The organism is Micromonospora sp. SL4-19, assembly GCF_047921475.1.
Classification (GTDB): domain Bacteria; phylum Actinomycetota; class Actinomycetes; order Mycobacteriales; family Micromonosporaceae; genus Micromonospora.
Genome location: NZ_JBLROB010000005.1, coordinates 245,805 through 262,942, shown reverse-complemented (window position 1 = coordinate 262,942; position 17,138 = coordinate 245,805). Strand labels below are relative to the sequence as shown.

At 72.6% G+C, this 17,138-nt stretch carries 14 protein-coding genes and 1 pseudogene; 10 read left to right on the top strand and 5 right to left on the bottom strand.

Annotation, left to right across the window (positions count from 1 at the left end; all coding sequences use genetic code 11):
- Window position 1 precedes the first annotated feature (1 nt).
- Entirely contained in the window at window positions 2-502 is a 501-nt protein-coding gene (locus ACNAVT_RS10610) for a cation:proton antiporter regulatory subunit (protein ID WP_416295124.1), read from the bottom strand.
- Window positions 503-533: 31 nt separating this feature from the next.
- On the opposite strand from ACNAVT_RS10610, the gene ACNAVT_RS10605 reads away from it, so the two are divergent.
- From ACNAVT_RS10605 to ACNAVT_RS10560, 10 genes and pseudogenes are all read left to right on the top strand, one after another.
- Window positions 534-1,634 carry a hypothetical protein gene (locus tag ACNAVT_RS10605; RefSeq protein ID WP_416295122.1) on the top strand — a complete coding sequence of 367 codons (1,101 nt, stop codon included), beginning with the start codon at window positions 534-536 and terminating at the stop codon, window positions 1,632-1,634.
- 164 nt (window positions 1,635-1,798) lie between these two features.
- The gene (gene clpB / locus ACNAVT_RS10600) at window positions 1,799-4,390 is read left to right on the top strand and encodes an ATP-dependent chaperone ClpB (RefSeq protein ID WP_416295121.1); all 2,592 of its coding nucleotides are present in this window, start codon (window positions 1,799-1,801) and stop codon (window positions 4,388-4,390) included.
- Window positions 4,391-4,520: 130 nt separating this feature from the next.
- Window positions 4,521-4,901 carry a hypothetical protein gene (locus ACNAVT_RS10595; protein ID WP_416295119.1) on the top strand — a complete coding sequence of 127 codons (381 nt, stop codon included), beginning with the start codon at window positions 4,521-4,523 and terminating at the stop codon, window positions 4,899-4,901.
- A gap of 70 nt (window positions 4,902-4,971) precedes the next feature.
- Window positions 4,972-6,006 (top strand): hypothetical protein, encoded by a 1,035-nt coding sequence (locus ACNAVT_RS10590; protein WP_416295117.1) that lies wholly within the window; start codon window positions 4,972-4,974, stop codon window positions 6,004-6,006.
- A gap of 80 nt (window positions 6,007-6,086) precedes the next feature.
- Window positions 6,087-6,716: a DUF4178 domain-containing protein gene (locus ACNAVT_RS10585; protein WP_416295115.1), complete on the top strand. Its 630-nt coding sequence runs from the start codon at window positions 6,087-6,089 to the stop codon at window positions 6,714-6,716.
- Window positions 6,717-6,831: 115 nt separating this feature from the next.
- Entirely contained in the window at window positions 6,832-7,548 is a 717-nt protein-coding gene (locus ACNAVT_RS10580; RefSeq protein WP_416295113.1) for a hypothetical protein, read from the top strand.
- Between the two features lie 72 nt (window positions 7,549-7,620).
- Window positions 7,621-8,232, top strand: a pseudogene (locus ACNAVT_RS10575) (hypothetical protein); the annotation flags it as partial.
- A gap of 188 nt (window positions 8,233-8,420) precedes the next feature.
- Window positions 8,421-9,230 carry an SDR family NAD(P)-dependent oxidoreductase gene (locus ACNAVT_RS10570; protein WP_416295112.1) on the top strand — a complete coding sequence of 270 codons (810 nt, stop codon included), beginning with the start codon at window positions 8,421-8,423 and terminating at the stop codon, window positions 9,228-9,230.
- Window positions 9,231-9,395: 165 nt separating this feature from the next.
- Window positions 9,396-9,935, top strand: coding sequence for an orotate phosphoribosyltransferase (gene pyrE, locus ACNAVT_RS10565; protein WP_416295110.1), 540 nt, complete (start codon window positions 9,396-9,398; stop codon window positions 9,933-9,935).
- A 57-nt stretch (window positions 9,936-9,992) separates the two neighbouring features.
- The gene (locus tag ACNAVT_RS10560; RefSeq protein WP_007073957.1) at window positions 9,993-10,370 is read left to right on the top strand and encodes an ArsR/SmtB family transcription factor; all 378 of its coding nucleotides are present in this window, start codon (window positions 9,993-9,995) and stop codon (window positions 10,368-10,370) included.
- A 290-nt stretch (window positions 10,371-10,660) separates the two neighbouring features.
- Here ACNAVT_RS10560 and ACNAVT_RS10555 read toward each other — a convergent pair whose 3' ends face one another.
- The 4 genes from ACNAVT_RS10555 to ACNAVT_RS10540 form a co-directional block, all read right to left on the bottom strand.
- Window positions 10,661-11,437 carry a DedA family protein gene (locus ACNAVT_RS10555; RefSeq protein ID WP_416295206.1) on the bottom strand — a complete coding sequence of 259 codons (777 nt, stop codon included), beginning with the start codon at window positions 11,435-11,437 and terminating at the stop codon, window positions 10,661-10,663.
- 81 nt (window positions 11,438-11,518) lie between these two features.
- Complete coding sequence (locus ACNAVT_RS10550; RefSeq protein ID WP_416295109.1) at window positions 11,519-14,035, bottom strand: polynucleotide kinase-phosphatase; 2,517 nt, start codon at window positions 14,033-14,035, stop codon at window positions 11,519-11,521.
- A complete protein-coding gene (locus ACNAVT_RS10545; RefSeq protein WP_416295108.1) occupies window positions 14,032-15,459 on the bottom strand; it encodes a 3' terminal RNA ribose 2'-O-methyltransferase Hen1 in 1,428 nt (475 codons plus the stop codon). The genes ACNAVT_RS10550 and ACNAVT_RS10545 overlap by 4 nt, the downstream gene beginning before the upstream one ends.
- Before the next feature lie 131 nt (window positions 15,460-15,590).
- Window positions 15,591-17,099, bottom strand: a complete 1,509-nt coding sequence (locus ACNAVT_RS10540) for an LPXTG cell wall anchor domain-containing protein (RefSeq protein WP_416295106.1) — start codon at window positions 17,097-17,099, stop codon at window positions 15,591-15,593.
- Between the last annotated feature and the right edge of the window lie 39 nt (window positions 17,100-17,138).

The following is a 17,138-nucleotide window of genomic DNA, read 5'->3' as shown; positions in this document are numbered from 1 at the left end:
CTCAGCCGTCCGGATCCGCTTCGGCGAGGATCGCGGTCACCCCGTCGAGACCCTGCCGGGTGCCGACCACGACCACCACGTCACCGGCGGCGAAGCGGAAGGTGGGGTCCGGAGAGACGATCACTTCGCCGTGGCGTAGCACGGCGACGATCGATGCGCCGGTGCGGGTGCGTGCCTTGGTGTCGCCCAGTTGCCGGTTGACGTACTTGGTGCCGGCGGGGATGGCGATCTGCTCGGTGAGCAGCCCGGCGGCCTGCTCGCGCAGCCCGGAGAGCTGGCTGAGCATCAGGGACGCGCCGAGGATGTCGGCCAGCGCCTCCGCCTCGTCGTCGGTCAGGGGTATGTCCGACTGGCAGGAGTCCGGATCGTCCGGATCGTAGAGAACCAGGTCGCGCCGGCCATTGCGGTGGGAGACAACGCCGAGCCGGCGGCCGGATTCCGTCACCAGATCGTGACGTACACCGATCCCCGGTAGGGCAGTCTGTTCAACACGTACTCGCACGCGGGCGAGGCTACCTTGCGTTGGAGGTGTGGTGAACCGGCGATCGGGCCGCATGGTGGCACTGTTCCTGGCGTTGCCGGTGCTGGTGGCCTGTTCGATCGGGGACGTCCGGCGTCCGCCACCAAACCGGGCGTCCGCGTCGCCCGAGCCGGTCGCCACCACGCCAGCCCGGCCGCCGGTCGCCGACGTTCACGAGGAACGCGTCGTCCGGGTCGCCGTACCGAACCGGTACGACCCGCCGTACATCGAGTTCGTCGACGCCGAGCAGGCGTACGCCCTCTTCGCCACCTGCGACGGCCGGCCACCCGGCCGGGACTGCCCAGCGCTGCTCTTCGCCACCCGGGACGGCGGAAAATCCTGGCGGGCGTTGCCGCATCCCCGGCCGGTCGCCGATAACCAGCAGCTCTACGCCCCGCAGGGCCTGCTGGTGCTCAACAGCGAGCCGTTCGGCTGGTACGCCTCGACCGACGGCGGTGTCACCTTCACCCACCACCCGGGAGCCGCGCCACCGCCGGTGATGTTGGGTGCCGGTGGCCGGTTCCAAGTGACCGAGGACGCCGGCAAGGTGGCTCGTTGGGACGGTCGCCGGCTGCGCCCGTTGGCCATCCAGCCCGGGCTGCCGATGGTGAACACGGTGCGCGAGGCGGGGGACCTGCTCGTGGCGGCCGGCGCGGCCGACGGGCGGCCGTACGCCGCGGTCTCGACAGACCAGGGGCGGAGCTGGCAGCGGAGCCCGGTGCCGGCGCCCGACGGCGAGGTGGGCGTGCTGCGGGTGATGTCCACACTCGGCGGCGAGGTCTGGCTGATCGGGGAGCCGCCGGACCGGACGGCCTTCCCGGCGATCTGGATCTATCGGGGTAACTGGGAGCTGGTGCCGGCCGTCGGCCACCCGGACCGGGTGTATTCGGTGGCGCCGGTTGGCGCCGGGCAGGTGGCGGTGACCGGACCGGACGGCGTGGGTGTGGTGGTCAGCCGCCAGTACGAGCGGGTCAGCTGGCCGGTCGGCCCCGAGCACCACTTTGACCTGCTCGACGACGGCACGCTCGTGGCCAAGGCCCCGGACGAGGTCATCCTCGCCGTCGGCCCGGTCGGCGCCCGCCAGTGGATCAGGGTGGCCCTGGTCGGCGACTGACGGCCGGCCCTGCCGTGGTCCGGCGTAGTGTCGTCTGCCACGCTCCGGCGACCGGCTTCCCGCCGACGGATGCGAGTGATCCAGTTCACACCGTTGTAGTTGAGCGGAATAGACTCAACTCTGGTTGTGTCGTTCCCAGTGGACACGCCGATCCGGGGGAGCCCATGAACACGGAACGTCTCACCACCAAGAGCCGCGAGACCATCACCGGTGCCGTCGCGCTGGCGAACCAGCGCGGTCACGCCACCGTGGAACCCTGGCACCTGCTGCTGTCGCTGCTGGACACCGAGGGCTCGACCGCCGCCGGCCTGCTGCGCGCCGTCGGGGCCGACCCGGCCGAGCTGCGCCGGGTCGCCCAGCGCTCGGTCGACGCCCTGCCCGCCGCGCGCGGCTCCAGCCTTGCCGAGCCCACCCTGGCTCGGGAGTTCGTCAACGCCATCGGCGCCGCCGAGCAGATCGCCCGGCCGCTCGGCGACGAGTACACCTCCACCGAGCACCTGCTGGCCGGTCTGGCCCGGGTGGGCGGCGCGGTCTCCGGCACGCTGAAGTCCGCCGGGGCAACCGAGGAGAATCTCGTCGCCGCCTTCCCGACCGTACGCGGCGGGGACCGGCGGGTCACCACCGCCGACCCGGAGCAGACCTACCAGGCCCTCGCCAAGTACGGCGTGGACCTGACCGCCAGCGCCCGCGAGGGGAAGATCGACCCGGTCATCGGCCGGGACTCCGAGATCCGTCGGGTGATCCAGGTGCTGTCCCGGCGTACCAAGAACAACCCGGTGCTGATCGGTGAGCCCGGCGTCGGCAAGACCGCGATCGTCGAGGGCCTCGCCCAGCGGATCGTCGCCGGCGACGTGCCCGAGTCGCTGCGGAACAAGAAGCTGGTCTCGCTCGACCTCGGCGCGATGGTGGCCGGCGCGCAGTATCGCGGCCAGTTCGAGGAGCGACTGAAGTCCGTGCTGGAGGAGATCAAGAACTCCGACGGCCAGGTCATCACCTTCCTCGACGAGCTGCACACCGTGGTCGGCGCCGGCAAGGGCGAGGGCTCGATGGACGCCGGCAACATGCTCAAGCCGATGCTGGCCCGCGGTGAGCTGCGGATGGTCGGCGCGACCACGCTCGACGAATACCGCGAGCACATCGAGAAGGACCCGGCGCTGGAGCGCCGCTTCCAGCCGGTGCTGGTCGGCGAGCCGACCATCGAGGACACCATCGGCATCCTGCGCGGCCTCAAGGAGCGCTACGAGGTGCACCACGGCGTACGGATCACCGACGCCGCGCTGGTCGCCGCCGCTGCCCTGTCCGACCGCTACATCACCGACCGGTTCCTGCCGGACAAGGCGATCGACCTCGTCGACGAGTCCGCGTCCCGGCTCCGGATGGAGATCGACTCCCGCCCAGTCGAGGTGGACGAGATCGAGCGGGCGGTGCGCCGGCTGGAGATCGAGGAGATGGCGCTGGCCAAGGAGCCGGACGCCGCCTCCGCCGAGCGGCTGGAGCGGCTGCGCAAGGAGCTGGCCGACAAGCGTGAGCAGCTCACCGCGCTCTCCGAGCGCTGGCAGCTGGAGAAGAGCCACATCACCAAGCTCTCCACGGCCAAGGAGGAGCTGGAGCGGCTCGGCGGCGAGGCCGAGCGGGCCGAGCGCGACGGCGAGCTGGAACGCGCCGCCGAGCTGCGGTACGGCCGGATCCCCGCCCTCAAGGCCGAGCTGACGCGGGCCGAGGAGGAGCTGGCCCGGCTCCAGGCCGACGGCGCGATGCTCAAGGAGGAGGTCGGCGCGGACGACATCGCCGCCGTGGTCGCCTCCTGGACCGGCATTCCCGCCGGCCGGCTGCTGGAGGGCGAGACGGCCAAGTTGCTCCGCATGGAGGAGTCGCTGGGCGCCCGCGTGGTCGGCCAGGCCGAGGCGGTCGCCGCGGTCTCCGACGCGGTCCGCCGTGCCCGGGCCGGCGTCGCCGACCCGGACCGCCCGACCGGAAGCTTCCTCTTCCTAGGCCCGACCGGCGTCGGCAAGACCGAGCTGGCCAAGGCGCTCGCCGGGTTCCTCTTCGACGACGAGCGGGCCATGGTTCGCATCGACATGAGCGAGTACGGCGAGAAGCATTCGGTCGCCCGCCTGGTCGGTGCCCCGCCCGGGTACGTCGGCTACGAGGAGGGCGGCCAGCTCACCGAGGCGGTGCGCCGCCGGCCGTACTCGGTGGTGCTGCTGGACGAGGTGGAGAAGGCCCACCCGGATGTCTTCGACGTGCTGCTCCAGGTGCTCGACGACGGCCGGCTCACCGACGGCCAGGGTCGTACGGTGGACTTCCGTAACGCGATCCTGATCCTCACCTCGAACCTGGGCTCGTCGGTGATCAGCGACCTGACGCTGGCCGAGGAGCAGCGCCGGGAGGCCGTCCTCGCGGTGGTCCGGTCGCACTTCAAGCCGGAGTTCCTCAACCGCCTCGACGACATCGTGGTGTTCGCCGCCCTCCAGGGCGCGGACCTGCGGGCCATCGTCGACATCCAGCTCGACCGGATGCGAGCCCGTCTCGCCGATCGTCGGTTGGCACTGGCCATCAGCGACTCCGCCCGGGTGTGGCTCGCCGAGCACGGGTACGATCCGATCTACGGTGCCCGCCCGCTGCGCCGGCTGGTGCAGTCGGCGATCGGCGACCAGCTCGCCAAGGCGCTGCTGGCCGGCCGGATCCGCGACGGCGACACCGTCCGGGTCGACCTCTCCGACACCAAGGACGCCCTCATCGTCACCGCCGCCTGACCCACCCTCCCCGCCTCCTCCCTGTGGAGCCGGCGATCAGGAAGTTCGCGTCACGGAGCCTCCCCTCCGCCCGACGCGAACTTCTTGATCGACAGGGTTGGGGTGGGCGTGGAGGGGGGAGGATGGGGGCATGGTGGGGATCGGGGAGAGTGCGGGACGGGAACTCGACGCGGCCGTACGGGAGATGGCGGAGGCGGACACGCTCTCGTTCGGCGGAGTGGGCATCGCGGGGACGCTGCTGCCGGCGACCGAGGCGTACTGGCAGGTCGAGCGGCGGCTGGAGGAGCACCCGAAGGAGGTCCGGCAGAAGGTCGACTGGCTGCTCGCAAACGGGTCGCCGGCCGGGAAGGCGTACGCCGCCGCGCTGCTGGACACGGTCGACCGGGCCGCCGGCCGGGCCGCCTGGGCACGCCTGCGCGACGACGACGGCGAGTTGACCACGTTCACCGGCTGCCTGATGGACCAGACCACGCTCGGCGAGTACGCCGCGGAGCGCCTCACCGCCGATTGATCCACTCGGCGCGGGACCGGGCCTGATCGGCCCTGCCGCACGGTGGCGGGCAGCCCGTACCTTGCCAGGCATGATCACCCCCGGCACCGCTCCCGCCCGGCCCGTCCGGCCCGCTGTCGTCACGGTCGCCTTCTGGCTGCAGATCGCGGCCGTTGCCGTCCTGCTCGTTCTGGCCGCTCTCGTGGTCGTCGGCGCGGTGTACTACGACGGCCAGATCGACGAGGCACTGCGGCAGGTCCCGGACGCGGACCCGATGGAGGTGTCGGACGAGCGGTCGGGCAATGTCTTCATGGCGTTGACCATGGGTGTCCCCGCGTTGCTGCTGGCGGCCTGGCTCGCCGCCACCGCGATGCCCCTGCGCCGGGGCAGCAACACCGCCCGCATCCTGGTCTTCGTGGCCGCCGGGGCGCAGCTGCTGCTCTGTGTCGGGCAGAGCTGCGGCGGCCTGCTGGTGATCCCGTTCCTGCTGGCTGTCGCAATGGGCGATCCCGGCTACGACCCCGCTCTGGACACCGGACCCGAGGGTGCCGACTGGGAGCAGTCGAAGTTCCTCGACGTCCTCTACGGCCAGGGCGACCCGGGGACGGTCCTCGCGTTCGGCGGCATCGGGGTGGCGCTGGTGCTGGTTCTCACCGCGGCGATCGTCGTGCTGCTGCTCGTGCCGGAATCCCGCCGCTGGTTCCGCCCCTCGCCCGCCGCCTGGCCAGCGCCCCTGGGTTACGCCTACTGGCCGGGCTATCCCGCGGCCGCCTACCCGCCGGCCCACCCCGCGACAACGTATCCGCCGGGCTACCCCCCAGCCGCCTACCCGCCGGCCCACGCCGCGGCAACGTACCCGCCGGGCTATCCGCCAGCCACCTACCCACCGGCCGTCATGCCGCTTCCGCTGTGCCCCGACCCCGCCCTGCACCTGGCCCACCCGCCCACCGGCCCGTCGGCAACCGCGCCGGACGCCGGCTCGGTGGAAGCCGCCGCCCAGGACGCCGGCCCGTGGGCACCCCCCGCGTCGGCCGCCAGCCCGTCCGGCAACCCGGCCGGGGACGATGCCGCCCCGGGCGCCACGGGGCAGTCCACCGACCCGGGCGCCGGTATCTCCGGTAGCTGATCGCTGACTCAGCGAACGAGTTGTTCGGCGAGGTGGCCGGGCTTGTTAACGTCTCCGCCGACGCACGTGGGGAGGCGGTCGTGAACGTTTCATTGGCGTACCTGGTGACGGGCCTGGGGTGCCTGGTCGGGGTGGCCGGTGTGGTGGTCGCCGTGGTGGCGCTGCGCAAGGTCCGGTCCGGGCCGCGCCGGCAGGCGCCCGGGGCTCCGTTCCGCGACCGGGACGCCGACGGGCTCCGCGGCAACCCGCGCCGGCTCCGGCCCGGTGACATCGTGGAGATCCGGCAGGTGTCGTACACCGTCCGGGGCTCGGTGCACCTGGTCGAGGGCGGCTGGAGCTGGGCGGAGCACCTGCTCGACGACACGGGCGGGGTGAAGCGCTGGCTCTCCGTCCAGGAGGATCCGGACCTGGAGCTGGTGCTCTGGGCCAGCCAACCGTCCGCCACGGTCACGCCCGGCGCCCCCACTCTGGACGTCGCCGGCCGCCAGTACACCTGGGACGAGTCCGGCCAGGCGCGCTACACCGCCACCGAGGGCACCGGCCTCGACCCGCGCGGCACCATGCGCTACCACGACTACCAGGCGCCCGGCGGGGCCCGCCTCTCCTTCGAGGCGTACGGGGAGTCCGGCTGGGAGGTGGCCCTCGGCGAGAAGCTGCACCGCGCCGAGGTGATGATCTATCCGCAGGCCGGCCCGGAGCAGACAACCTGATGGTGCTGGTCATCCTGGACGCCGCGTACGTTGACCCCAGCGCGTCCGGCCCTCGTGCTGTGCTCACCTGGCCCGGTATCGCTACGGTGGTCGTGTGATCTAGGGAAGGAGAATCATGGTCGATGCCTCGGGGACGCCGACCCGCGCCCGCCCGGGCGTGGTCACGACGTCCAGTTGGCTGCTTATTTTCGTCGCCGCCATCCAGGTGGTGAACCTCATCCTGACGCTGTCCACCATCGGCACGGTCCGCGACGTCCTGAAGGACGCGTACAGCGGCACCGCTGCCGAGCAGGCGGGCGAGGTGGCGTACGCGGTCGGCATCGGCGGTGCCGTGCTGACGCTGCTGCTCGCGGCCGGGCTCGTCGTCCTCGCCCTGCTGAACAACCGGGGGAAGAACGGCGCCCGGATCACCACCTGGGTGCTGGGCGGCATCCTGCTCTGCTGCACCGGCGGCGGCCTGGTGAACACTGCCGCCGGTAGCCTGACGAGCAGCGGCTCGACCAGCGGCAACATGCCGAGCAACGAGGAGATCCAGCGCCGGTTGGAGGACGCGCTGCCGTCCTGGTACAGCCCGACCGCCACCCTGCTCGGCGTGCTCGCCCTGCTGGCCCTGCTGGTTGCCCTGATCCTGCTGGCGTTGCCGAAGTCGAACGAGTTCTTCCGCAAGCAGCAGCCGACCTGGGAGCCCCCGGTGCCGGGCGGCACCTACCCGCCCTACCCGCCGACCCCCGGCTACCCGCCGGTCCCGGGTCAGCATCCGGGCCCGGCTCAGCCCGGTCCGTCGCCGGATCCGGCCGAGCGACGCGGTCCCGAGGCACCCTCGGGAAGTTGACGCGCCGATAGCAGCGACGCCGACGATCCCTCCGAGTAGGTTGCAAGCCGATGCCTACCGGAGGGATCTGTCGTGTCGTATCCCGTTCAGGCCCCGCCCCGCCGTCCGGGGGCGGTCGTCTCGGCGGCGGCGGCGCTGCTGCTGATGGCCGTCGGCGCCGTGGCGTACGCGGTCGCCAACCTGCTCGTCACGGGTGGGACGGTGGATCGGTTCCGCGCGGCGGCGGCCGGGACCGGGGCCAGCGGCGGTGAGATCGACGCGGTGGTGTCACTGCTGCGCATCTCCACGGTGCTGTCGGCCGTGGTCGGCGTGGTCGTGGCGCTGGTGCTCGGCGGGCTCGCCCTCGGCCTGCTCTCCGGTCGCCCCGGTGCCCGGGTGGCCACCTGGGTCGTCTCCGGGCTGGGTCTGTTCTGTGGCTGCTGCGGCCTGGCGGTGCTGGTCGGCCAGCGATCCGCGCCGTTGCGCCTCGGCGCCGACGAGCAGGTCACCGCCGACCTGCTCGCCGGCGTGAGCGACGCGTACCCGGCCTGGTGGATCCCGGTGAACGCGGCCGTCGCGGTGGCGCAGGTCCTCGGGTACCTGCTGGTCGCCGCGTTGCTGACCCTGCCTGCGGCCGGCGGCTTCTTCCGCCGCCCCGCGCCCACCGCTCCGACCCCCGGCCCGATGCCCCCGGCCGGACCCCGGCCGCCGGCCGGACCGGCCGCCACCGGCCCGGTCCACGGCCCGCAACCCGCATCGGCCCAGCCGGCCTACGGGCCTCCGTCGTACTCGGCCCCGCCGGCCTATGGATCCCCGTCGCCGTGGGCGCCACCGACCACTCCGGCGCCCACGTCGGCCCCACCCGGACCGATCACCACCCCCGAGGACCACCCGTGACCGACGAACCCCACCCCTTCGTGCACCGCGCGTTGATCACCGGCGCCAGCCTGGGCATCGGTGAGGCGTTCGCCCGCCGGCTCGCCGCCGACGGGTGGGACCTGGTCCTGGTGGCCCGGGACCCCGGCCGGCTCGATGCCACCGCCGCCGAGCTGACCCGCCGGTACGACCGTCGGGTCGAGACCATCCCGGCCGATCTGTCCACCGACGACGGCTGCGCGGCGGTCGAACGCCGGCTCGCTGCCGAGCCACCGGTCGAGCTGCTGGTGAACAACGCCGGGACCAGTCTCAACACCGCGTTCGTCCGGTCGGCCGTCGAGGACGAGGCCCGGCTGCTCCGGCTGAACGTGCTCGCGGTGCTGCGGCTGACCCACGCGGCCCTCGGACCGATGATCGAGCGGGGCGGCGGGGCAGTGATAAATGTCTCTTCCGTCGCGGGTTTCGGCGTGCCCATGCCGGGGTCGACCTACTCCGCCAGCAAGGCGTGGGTCACGAATTTCACTGAGTCGATCGGTCAGTCGGTGGCGCCGCTCGGGGTACGGGTGATGGCCCTCTGCCCCGGCTACACGCGCACCGGGTACCACGAGCGGGCCGGCATCGACATGTCGCGTACGCCGGCCTGGATGTGGCTGCGGGCCGACGACGTGGTCGACGAAGGGCTGCGTGACCTGCGGAAAGGCAAGCTGGTCAGCGTGCCGAGCTGGAAGTACAAGCTGGTCGTGGCGGGCCTGCGGCACGCTCCCCGACGGCTGCTGCGCGCCGCCTCCCGGGACACCCGAGGTCGGGTCGGGCGCAGCGGCGAGTGACCTCCGGTCGATCGGGCCGGCGTCCCGGCGATGGGACCGGCGCCCGCCAACCTGGGTGGACGGTCGCACAGCGTAGCCGGGCATCGCCACTCGTCGGTCGCCCGCAGGGTGACCCCGACGGACCCCACACACACCTCACAGACTCGCGCAGTACCCTCTATCGCCATGGGGGACCACGACGACCTGCGTAAATTCATCACCGAACTGGCTGTGGTCCACGGCCGCGTGGTGCTCTCGTCGGGCCGTGAGGCGGACTGGTACGTCGATCTGCGTCGCGTCACGCTCCATCACCGGGCGGCGCCGTTGGTCGGTCGGGTGATGCGTGACCTCACCGCCGACTGGGATTACGACGCTGTCGGCGGGCTGACCCTCGGCGCGGATCCGGTCGCCGTGGCGATGCTGCACGCGGGGGCCGACGGCGACCGACCGCTGGACGCGTTCGTGGTCCGCAAGGCGGGCAAGGCGCACGGTCTCCAGCGACGCATCGAGGGGCCGGATGTCGCCGGCCGCCGGGTCCTGGCGGTCGAGGACACCTCGACAACGGGTGGCAGCGTGTTGGCCGCGGTCGAGGCGTTGCGTGAGGCCGGGGCCGAGGTGGTGGGTGTGGCGGTTATTGTTGATCGAGGCGCTGGCGACGCGGTACGAGCCGCCGGATTGCCCTATCGGGCGGCCTATACGTTGGCTGACCTCGGCCTTGTGGCGTAAAAGTTTGCCGATTCGGATTTGCTCATATGCAGGCGGATCGATGCTGCTGGTGGAAGGATGGAATACGTGGGAACTGCGTTGGCTGAAATGACCATGCCTCAGATCTCGCCGCTTGCCGGCGAGCCGATCGAACGTGCCGATGCCGAGCGTCTCGCGGGGGTGCTGAAGGCCCTCGCCGACCCTGCCCGGCTGCGGCTGCTCAGCCTGATCCAGTCGGCGCCCGAGGGCGAGGCGTGCGTGTGTGACCTCACCGCGCCGCTCGGCCTCTCGCAGCCGACGGTCAGCCACCACCTGCGCATCCTCACCGAGGCCGGCTTGCTGGAGCGGGAGAAGCGCGGTGTCTGGGCGTACTACCGGCTGGTGCCGACCGCGATCGCCACGATCGCGGATCTGCTCACGCCGCCGCGGAAGCGGGCCACCAAGAAGGCCCGCTGACACCGGACGTGCCCGAGATCCGGGTTGGCTGTCCGGCGTCGTGGAGCGGCGTCAGACCGGCCTTCATTCGGCGCGGAGTGCCGCCAGGCGGCACGAAGGCCGAATTATGGCCGCCAGCTGAGCCCGGATGGCCATAGGCCGCCTCGATCGAGCGCGGCGCCGGTGGCGTGCCAGGGGTGGCGCCACCGTCGGACGGTGACGGCTGCCGTCATCCGTACCACCCGCAGGTCGACACGTCGAACGCCGATGGCCGGCCCCCTCACCGGGGGCCGGCCATCGGCGTACCTGGGTCAGCGGTCCTGCGGGCCGTGGCGTCGGTGGTCGTCGTCCTTGACGGTGTCCCGGAGGGCGTTCGCCGCGCCCGCCGCGCTGGAGGCGGCTACCACCGCTGCCGCCTCGCCGCGCTTGCGCGCCCGCCGGTCGCGGAGGAACTCGAAGAAGATCGGCAGCACCGAGATCACGATGATCAGCGCGACCACCGGCAGGATGTACCGGTCGATCTTGTCGCCGATCGCGCTGTAGATCTGGTCGGCCAGCAGGTAGCCGATGAGCAGGATGCCGTCCACCCAGAGGATCGCGCCGACCACGTTCCAGAGGAAGAACTGCCGGGCCGGCATGCCGAGCACCCCGGCCACCGGGTTGAGGAAGGTCCGGACGATCGGGATGAAGCGGGCCAGCACCACGGCCTTCGCCGGGCCGAACTTCTGGAAGTAGTACTCGGCCTTCTCCACGTACTCCCGCTTGAAGAGACGGGAGTTGGGGCGCTCGAACATCCGCCGGCCGTACCGGGCACCGAGCCAGTGCCCGAGCTGGGCGCCGATGATCGCGCACAGCGGACCGCCGACCAGCAGCGCGACCAGGTTCAGGCGGGTGCCGACGCCGAAGATCGCGTCCGCCACCGGGGAGGCGGCCACCCCGGCCAGGAAGAGCAGTGAGTCGCCGGGGAAGAAGAAGCCGACCAGCAGACCGGTCTCGGCGAACAGGATCACCCACACGCCGATCAGCCCGAAGGTGTGGATCAGGTCCTTCGGGTCGAGCGGGTTCAGGGCCACGCTTTCGGAGAGCATCCGGGTCTTCTCTGCTGTGTCCACGGCCACAAAGGGTACCCGGGCCCGATCCGGCAGCGCGCCGGACCGGGCGTACCGGACCTACAGGCGGGGGTCGACCGGCTCCGACTCGCAGGCGAGGATCGCGAAGACCAGTTCGTGCCGCCGCCAGAGCGGGGCGTCCTCGGCCAGCGCGTCCAGGGCGGCCAGGCCGAGGCCGTGCTCGCGCAGGGCCAGCCCCCGCTTGCGCCCCAGCGAGCGCTTGCGCAGCGCGTCGAGCTGCTCCGGCTCGGTGTACCCGGGGCCGTAGATGATCCGCAGGTACTCCCGGCCCCGGCACTTGATCCCCGGTTGGAGCAGCGACCCCTTCGGCGACCGGGCGGCGAGCCCGGCGTACGGCTTGACCACCATGCCCTCGCCGCCGGCCGCGGTCAGCGCCAGCCACCAGTCGGTCGCCGCCGCCACCGCCGCCTCGTCGGTCAGATCCACCACCAGCCGGTCGGTCGGGGTGAAGAACTCCGGGTCCGCCGCGCCCAGCCGGTCGGCGAGGGCCAGGTGCCAGCCGTGGTCCCGGTCGGCATGGCTCGCCCCGGAGCCGGCCAGCACGGCGAACGGCGCCAGCGTCACGCCGCGCAGCCCGTCGGTCGGACCGACGTACGCCCGGTACGCCGCCGAGTACGCCCGCACCTCGGACTCGCGGTCGGCCAACCGGCCGCGCAGCTCGGCGACCGGCAGTCCCCGGCCGGCGGCCGCGTCGAGCGCGGCCAGCGCCGCCGGCAGCGCGGCCCGGCCGGCGGCGCCGACGCCGGCGTACTGCTCGCGGATCAGCCCGCCCGCCTTCGCCGACCAGGGCAGCAGCTCGCAGTCGAGCAGCAGCCAGTCGGTGTCCAGCTCGGACCAGAGGCCGGCCGTGGTGACCGCGGCGTGGACCCGGGCCAGGAGCTCGCCGTCGAGCGGCGGCCCGAAGAACGGCCGCCCGGTACGGGTGTGCACCACCCCGCCGTCGAACCGCCCCGGCTCCCGCTCCACCAGCACCGCCGCCCGGGAGCCCATGTGCTTCTCCTCGCAGACCACCCGCTCGACACCCGCCGCGCGGTAGTCGGCGAACGCCTCCGCCGGGTGCTCCAGGAACCCGTCGACCGTGGACGTGGAGCAGGGCGCCATGGTCGGCGGCAGCCAGACCAGCCGGCCGGGGTCGACCGCGTACCGGCTCATCACCTCCAGCGCGGCCGCCGCGTTCTCCGCCGGCACGGTCAGCGTCCCGTAGGCGTGTGCGACGTGCCGCCGCCCGGTGACGTCGGCCAGGTCCAGCACCGTGTCCGGACGGGTCGCACTGGGCGCGACCAGCGGACGGGCCGGGGCGTACCACTCCTTCACCGCCGGGACCGAGACCAGTTCCTTCTCCGGGTAGCGCAGCGCGGTGAGCTTCCCGCCGAAGACGCAGCCGGTGTCGACGCAGATGGTGTTGTTGACCCATTCCGGCTCGGGGGTGGGGGTGTGGCCGTACACGACCATGGCCGAGCCGCGGTAGTCCCGCGCCCACGGGTAGCGGACCGGCAGGCCGTACTCGTCGGTCTCGCCGGTGGTCTCCCCGTAGAGCGCGAACGACCGCACCCGGCCGGACGCCCGGCCGTGGTACGCCTCCTTCAGCCCGGCGTGCGCGACCACCAGCCGGCCGCCGTCCAGCACGTAGTGGCTGACCAGACCGTCGATGAAGGCTGCCGCGTCCGCGACGAAACTCTCCGGCTCCGACGCCAGCTGGGCCATCGTCTCGGCCAGGCCGTGGGTGAGCCGCACGTCCCGACCGCGCAGCTTGCGCAGCAGCTTCTGCTCGTGGTTGCCCGGCACGCAGATCGCGTGGCCGGCCGCCACCATGCCCATCACCAGGCGGAGCACCCCGGGCGAGTCCGGGCCGCGGTCCACCAGGTCACCCACGAAGACCGCGGTACGACCGGCCGGGTGCGCCGCGTCCACCGCGCGGCCCGCGTCGTCGCGGTGCAGTGACCAGCCCAGCCGGAGCAGCAGCGCCTCCAGCTCCTCGCGGCAGCCGTGCACGTCACCGACCACGTCGAACGGCCCGGTCAGCTCGCGCCGGTCGTTGAACAGCTTCTCGGAGCGGATCTCGGCGGCGTCGATCTCCTCGACGCCGCGCAGCACGTGCACCTTGCGGAAGCCCTCCCGCGCCAGTCGCCCGTACGACTGGCGCAGGTCCCGTTGCATCCGGGCGAGCACCTGCCGGCCGTGCGTCCGGTCGGCCCGGCCCTGCGTACGCTCCCAGGCCAGCGCCTCCGGTACGTCCAGCACGATGGCCACCGGCAGCACGTCGTGCTCCCGGGCCACCTTGACCAGCGCGGCCCGGGCGTGCGGCTGGAGGTTGGTCGCATCGACCACGGTGAGCCGGCCCCGGCGGAGCCGGAGCCCGGCGACGTGGTGCAGCGCGTCGAACGCGTCGGCCGAGGCGGACTGGTCGTTCTCGTCGTCGGCCACCATGCCCCGGAAGGTGTCCGAGGAGAGCACCTGGCTGGGCTGGAAGTGCCGCCGGGCGAAGGTGGACTTGCCGGAGCCCGAGACGCCGACCAGCGCCACCAGGGCGAGCTCGGGAATGTCCAGGATGGTCATCGCTCCTCCTCCCGGGTCAGCACGGCGATCTGCGTGGGGCTGCCCACCTCGGGGTCGTCGTCGCCGACCCCGCCGATCGTGGCGGTGTAGCCGTGGGCCGCCGCCACCCGCTCGACCCACGCGGCGAACTCGGCACGGGTCCACTCGAAACGGTGGTCGGCGTGCCGGAACCGGCCCGCGCCCAACCCTTCGTAGCGCACGTTGTAGTCGACGTTGGGGGTGGTCACCACGACCGTGCCGGGCCGGGCGTGCCCGAACACCGCGTCCTCCAGCGCCGGCAGCCGCGGCGGGTCGAGGTGCTCGACCACCTCCATCAGCACCGCCGCGTCGTACCCGCGTAGCCGGTCGTCCCGGTAGGTGAGCGCCGACTGCCACAGCTTGATCCGGTCCCGCTGCCGCTCCGGCAGCCGGTCCAGCCGCAGCCGCCCGGCGGCCAGGGTGAGCGCGTGGCTGGACACGTCGGTGCCGACGATCTCGGTGAACCGCCGGTCGGCGACCAGCGCGCCGAGCAGTGCCCCGCCCCCACAGCCCAGGTCCAGCACCCGGCTGGCACCGCTGGCCCGCAGCGCGGCCAGCACCGCCTCGCGCCGTCGTACGGCCAGCGAGGCGCGCGGGGTCTCGACCCGCTCCTCGCCGTCGACGCTGTCGTCGGCGGGCGGCTCGTCGGCGAGGCGCAGCTCCGCCAGGCGGGCCAGCGCCGCACCGGCCAGCGCCCGGCGGTGCGCCAGGTAGCGGCGGGTGATCAGGGCACGTTCCGGGTGGTCGGCCAGCCAGCCGGCACCGGCCCGGAGGAGCTTGTCCACCTCGTCCGGCGCCACCCAGTAGTGCTTGGCGTCGTCCAGGACGGGCAGCAGCACGTACAGGTGGTTGAGCGCGTCGGCGACCCGCAGCGTGCCGGTGAGCGTCAGGTCGACGTAGCGGCTGTCACCCCACTCCGGGTACGCCTCGTCGAGCGGGATCGGGGTGGCCGTCACCGTCCAGCCCAGCGGGGCGAAGACCCGTACGGCCAGCTCGGCGCCGCCCCGGCAGCGCAGCACCGGCACCCGCACCTCCAGCGGGATCGGGGTGACGGCCAGCTCCGGCCGGTCGCGGGACTCGCCACGCAGCGCCGAGCGGAACACCTTGGCCAGCGCGGAGGAGAGCAGGCTGGACGCGGCGTACGGGCGGTCGTTGACGTACTGGCCGAGGGTGAAGGTGTCCGGAGTCGTCGTCTGCGCCCGGCCGCGACCCCGGCCGCCGGCCAGCCGCAGCGGGTCGACCTCGACCAGCAGGGCTGCCGTGCACCGCTGCTCGTCCGCCTCTGGGTAGAGCACATGCGCGGTGCCCGCCGGCAGCTCGAAGCTCTGCACGCGGTCCGGGTGCTTGACGAGGAGGTGGCCGAGGTCGGTCGCGGGGCGGTGGGTCGTGGTCAGGGTCAGCAGCACCCGTCGATGGTGTCAGCTACGTCGATCATGCGCCGTCCGTTTTCCACCTGCTGCCCTGCCGGAACGGCGACGCCCCGCCGACCGGTGCCGGTCGACGGGGCGTCGGGTGGTGCGGTGTGGCGCGGTGCGGATCAGGCGACGAAGCGGGTCTTGCGGCGGCGGGCGACGGCGAAGCCGCCCACGCCGGCCGCGAGCAGCAGCGCGCCGATGCCGGCGATCAGGCCGGTGGCGGAACCGGTGATTGGCAGCGTGCCGCCGCCGCCCTGGCCACCGTCGCTCGGGTTGATGACGATCGCCGCGCTGTCGTTCTTGCTGTTCGGGTCGCCGGGCAGCCGGACCATGACGGCGCCGGAGGCGTTCGGGACGACCTTGTCGATACGGAGGCTGAACTCGTAGTCGTACTTCATGCCCTTGGGGGTCTCGCTGGCCATGCAGGCGTACTCCTTGGCGCCTGGCTCACCCCAAAGGCCGTCCCACGGATCCCACTCCTTGTCGGTGGTGTACGGCTGGCAGTCGCCGGACACGTCGACGGCGGTGGTGCCCTTCGGGATCGTCACCCGGAACAGCGGCCCGTCCTGGTATTCGAGCAGCGCCGGGCCGAGGTTCGTGAAGCTCGGGGTGACCCGGACGACGTCACCCTTCTTGCCGCTGGCCTGGGCACCCGCGGCGCTCAGGTCCGCCGGGTGGTTCCCCGTCACGGTGAACGTGACGTCGGTCCAGTTGTTGTCGAAGTCCGGGTCGGTCTGTGGCACGCGCAGGGATTTCGCCCCGGCCTTCTCGACGAGGCGCAGCTCCTTGCCCTTGCCCGGCTCGCCGGCCGGGATGCCCTCGCTGACCACCGCCCAGTCGTCCTTGGTCCACCAGGAGAGCACGGCGCCGAGCCGGGCACCGGAGCGGACGTCCTTGTCGAGCCGGACCGGCACGTCCACGGCGGCCTGGTATTCCTTGCCCGGCTCCAGCTCCTGGTCGAAGGTGCAGACGGTCAGGCCGAAAAACCCGAACGTGTCGCAGTTGGAGAAGTCACCGGCGTACTGGTTGAGGTAGTCGGTGGAGAACACCATCACGGCGCCGTGGCTGGTCACCTCGGAGCCGTTGCGGACGAGCGGCCGGACACCGACCTTGGCACCCGGGTCGCCGCTGGCCGTGAGCTCCTGCTCGGTCTGCAGGTCGACAGCCTCCGCCAGGGTTACCGTGGCGTTCGCGGAGGCCTTCTTCCCGCCGCTGGTCACGGCGAAGACGATGTCGCCCTGCTGGCCCGGCTTCGCATCGTCCTTGCCGGTCACCACGAAGCCCAGCGCCGGCTCCTGGTACCTGCCGAGGTCGCTCTCGCAGTGCACGGACGTTCCGGAGGTCTGGCACGCCCAGTCGCCGCCCTCACCCTCGAATTCCGGAACGGCGAAGTTCGCGATGCCGGAGAAGTCGATGTCCAACGTGGTCCGGCCGAAGCTCACCGGGTGCTCCGGGTCGGCGGACATGGCGAAGACGAAGCCGTAGGTGGAGTGGCCGGGGGCAACGATCAGGTTGCTGGTGATGACCTCGAAGGGGGCGCCGGCGGCGGCGGCGGGGGTGGCGGAGGCGGCGATGAACGCGCCTGCGACACCCAACCCGGCGAGCCAGCGCCGGGTGGAGTTCCTGAACATGCGGGGGTTCCTCCCGTGGGGGTTTCAGGTGGAAACCGC

Coding starts and splice junctions, on each gene's coding strand:
- clpB (WP_416295121.1), top strand. CDS start 1,799: ATGAACACGGAACGTCTCACCACCAAGAGCCGCGAGACCATCACCGGT.
- ACNAVT_RS10595 (WP_416295119.1), top strand. CDS start 4,521: ATGGTGGGGATCGGGGAGAGTGCGGGACGGGAACTCGACGCGGCCGTA.
- ACNAVT_RS10590 (WP_416295117.1), top strand. CDS start 4,972: ATGATCACCCCCGGCACCGCTCCCGCCCGGCCCGTCCGGCCCGCTGTC.
- ACNAVT_RS10580 (WP_416295113.1), top strand. CDS start 6,832: ATGGTCGATGCCTCGGGGACGCCGACCCGCGCCCGCCCGGGCGTGGTC.
- pyrE (WP_416295110.1), top strand. CDS start 9,396: ATGGGGGACCACGACGACCTGCGTAAATTCATCACCGAACTGGCTGTG.
- ACNAVT_RS10560 (WP_007073957.1), top strand. CDS start 9,993: ATGGAATACGTGGGAACTGCGTTGGCTGAAATGACCATGCCTCAGATC.
- ACNAVT_RS10555 (WP_416295206.1), bottom strand. CDS start 11,437: ATGCTCTCCGAAAGCGTGGCCCTGAACCCGCTCGACCCGAAGGACCTG.
- ACNAVT_RS10550 (WP_416295109.1), bottom strand. CDS start 14,035: ATGACCATCCTGGACATTCCCGAGCTCGCCCTGGTGGCGCTGGTCGGC.
- ACNAVT_RS10540 (WP_416295106.1), bottom strand. CDS start 17,099: ATGTTCAGGAACTCCACCCGGCGCTGGCTCGCCGGGTTGGGTGTCGCA.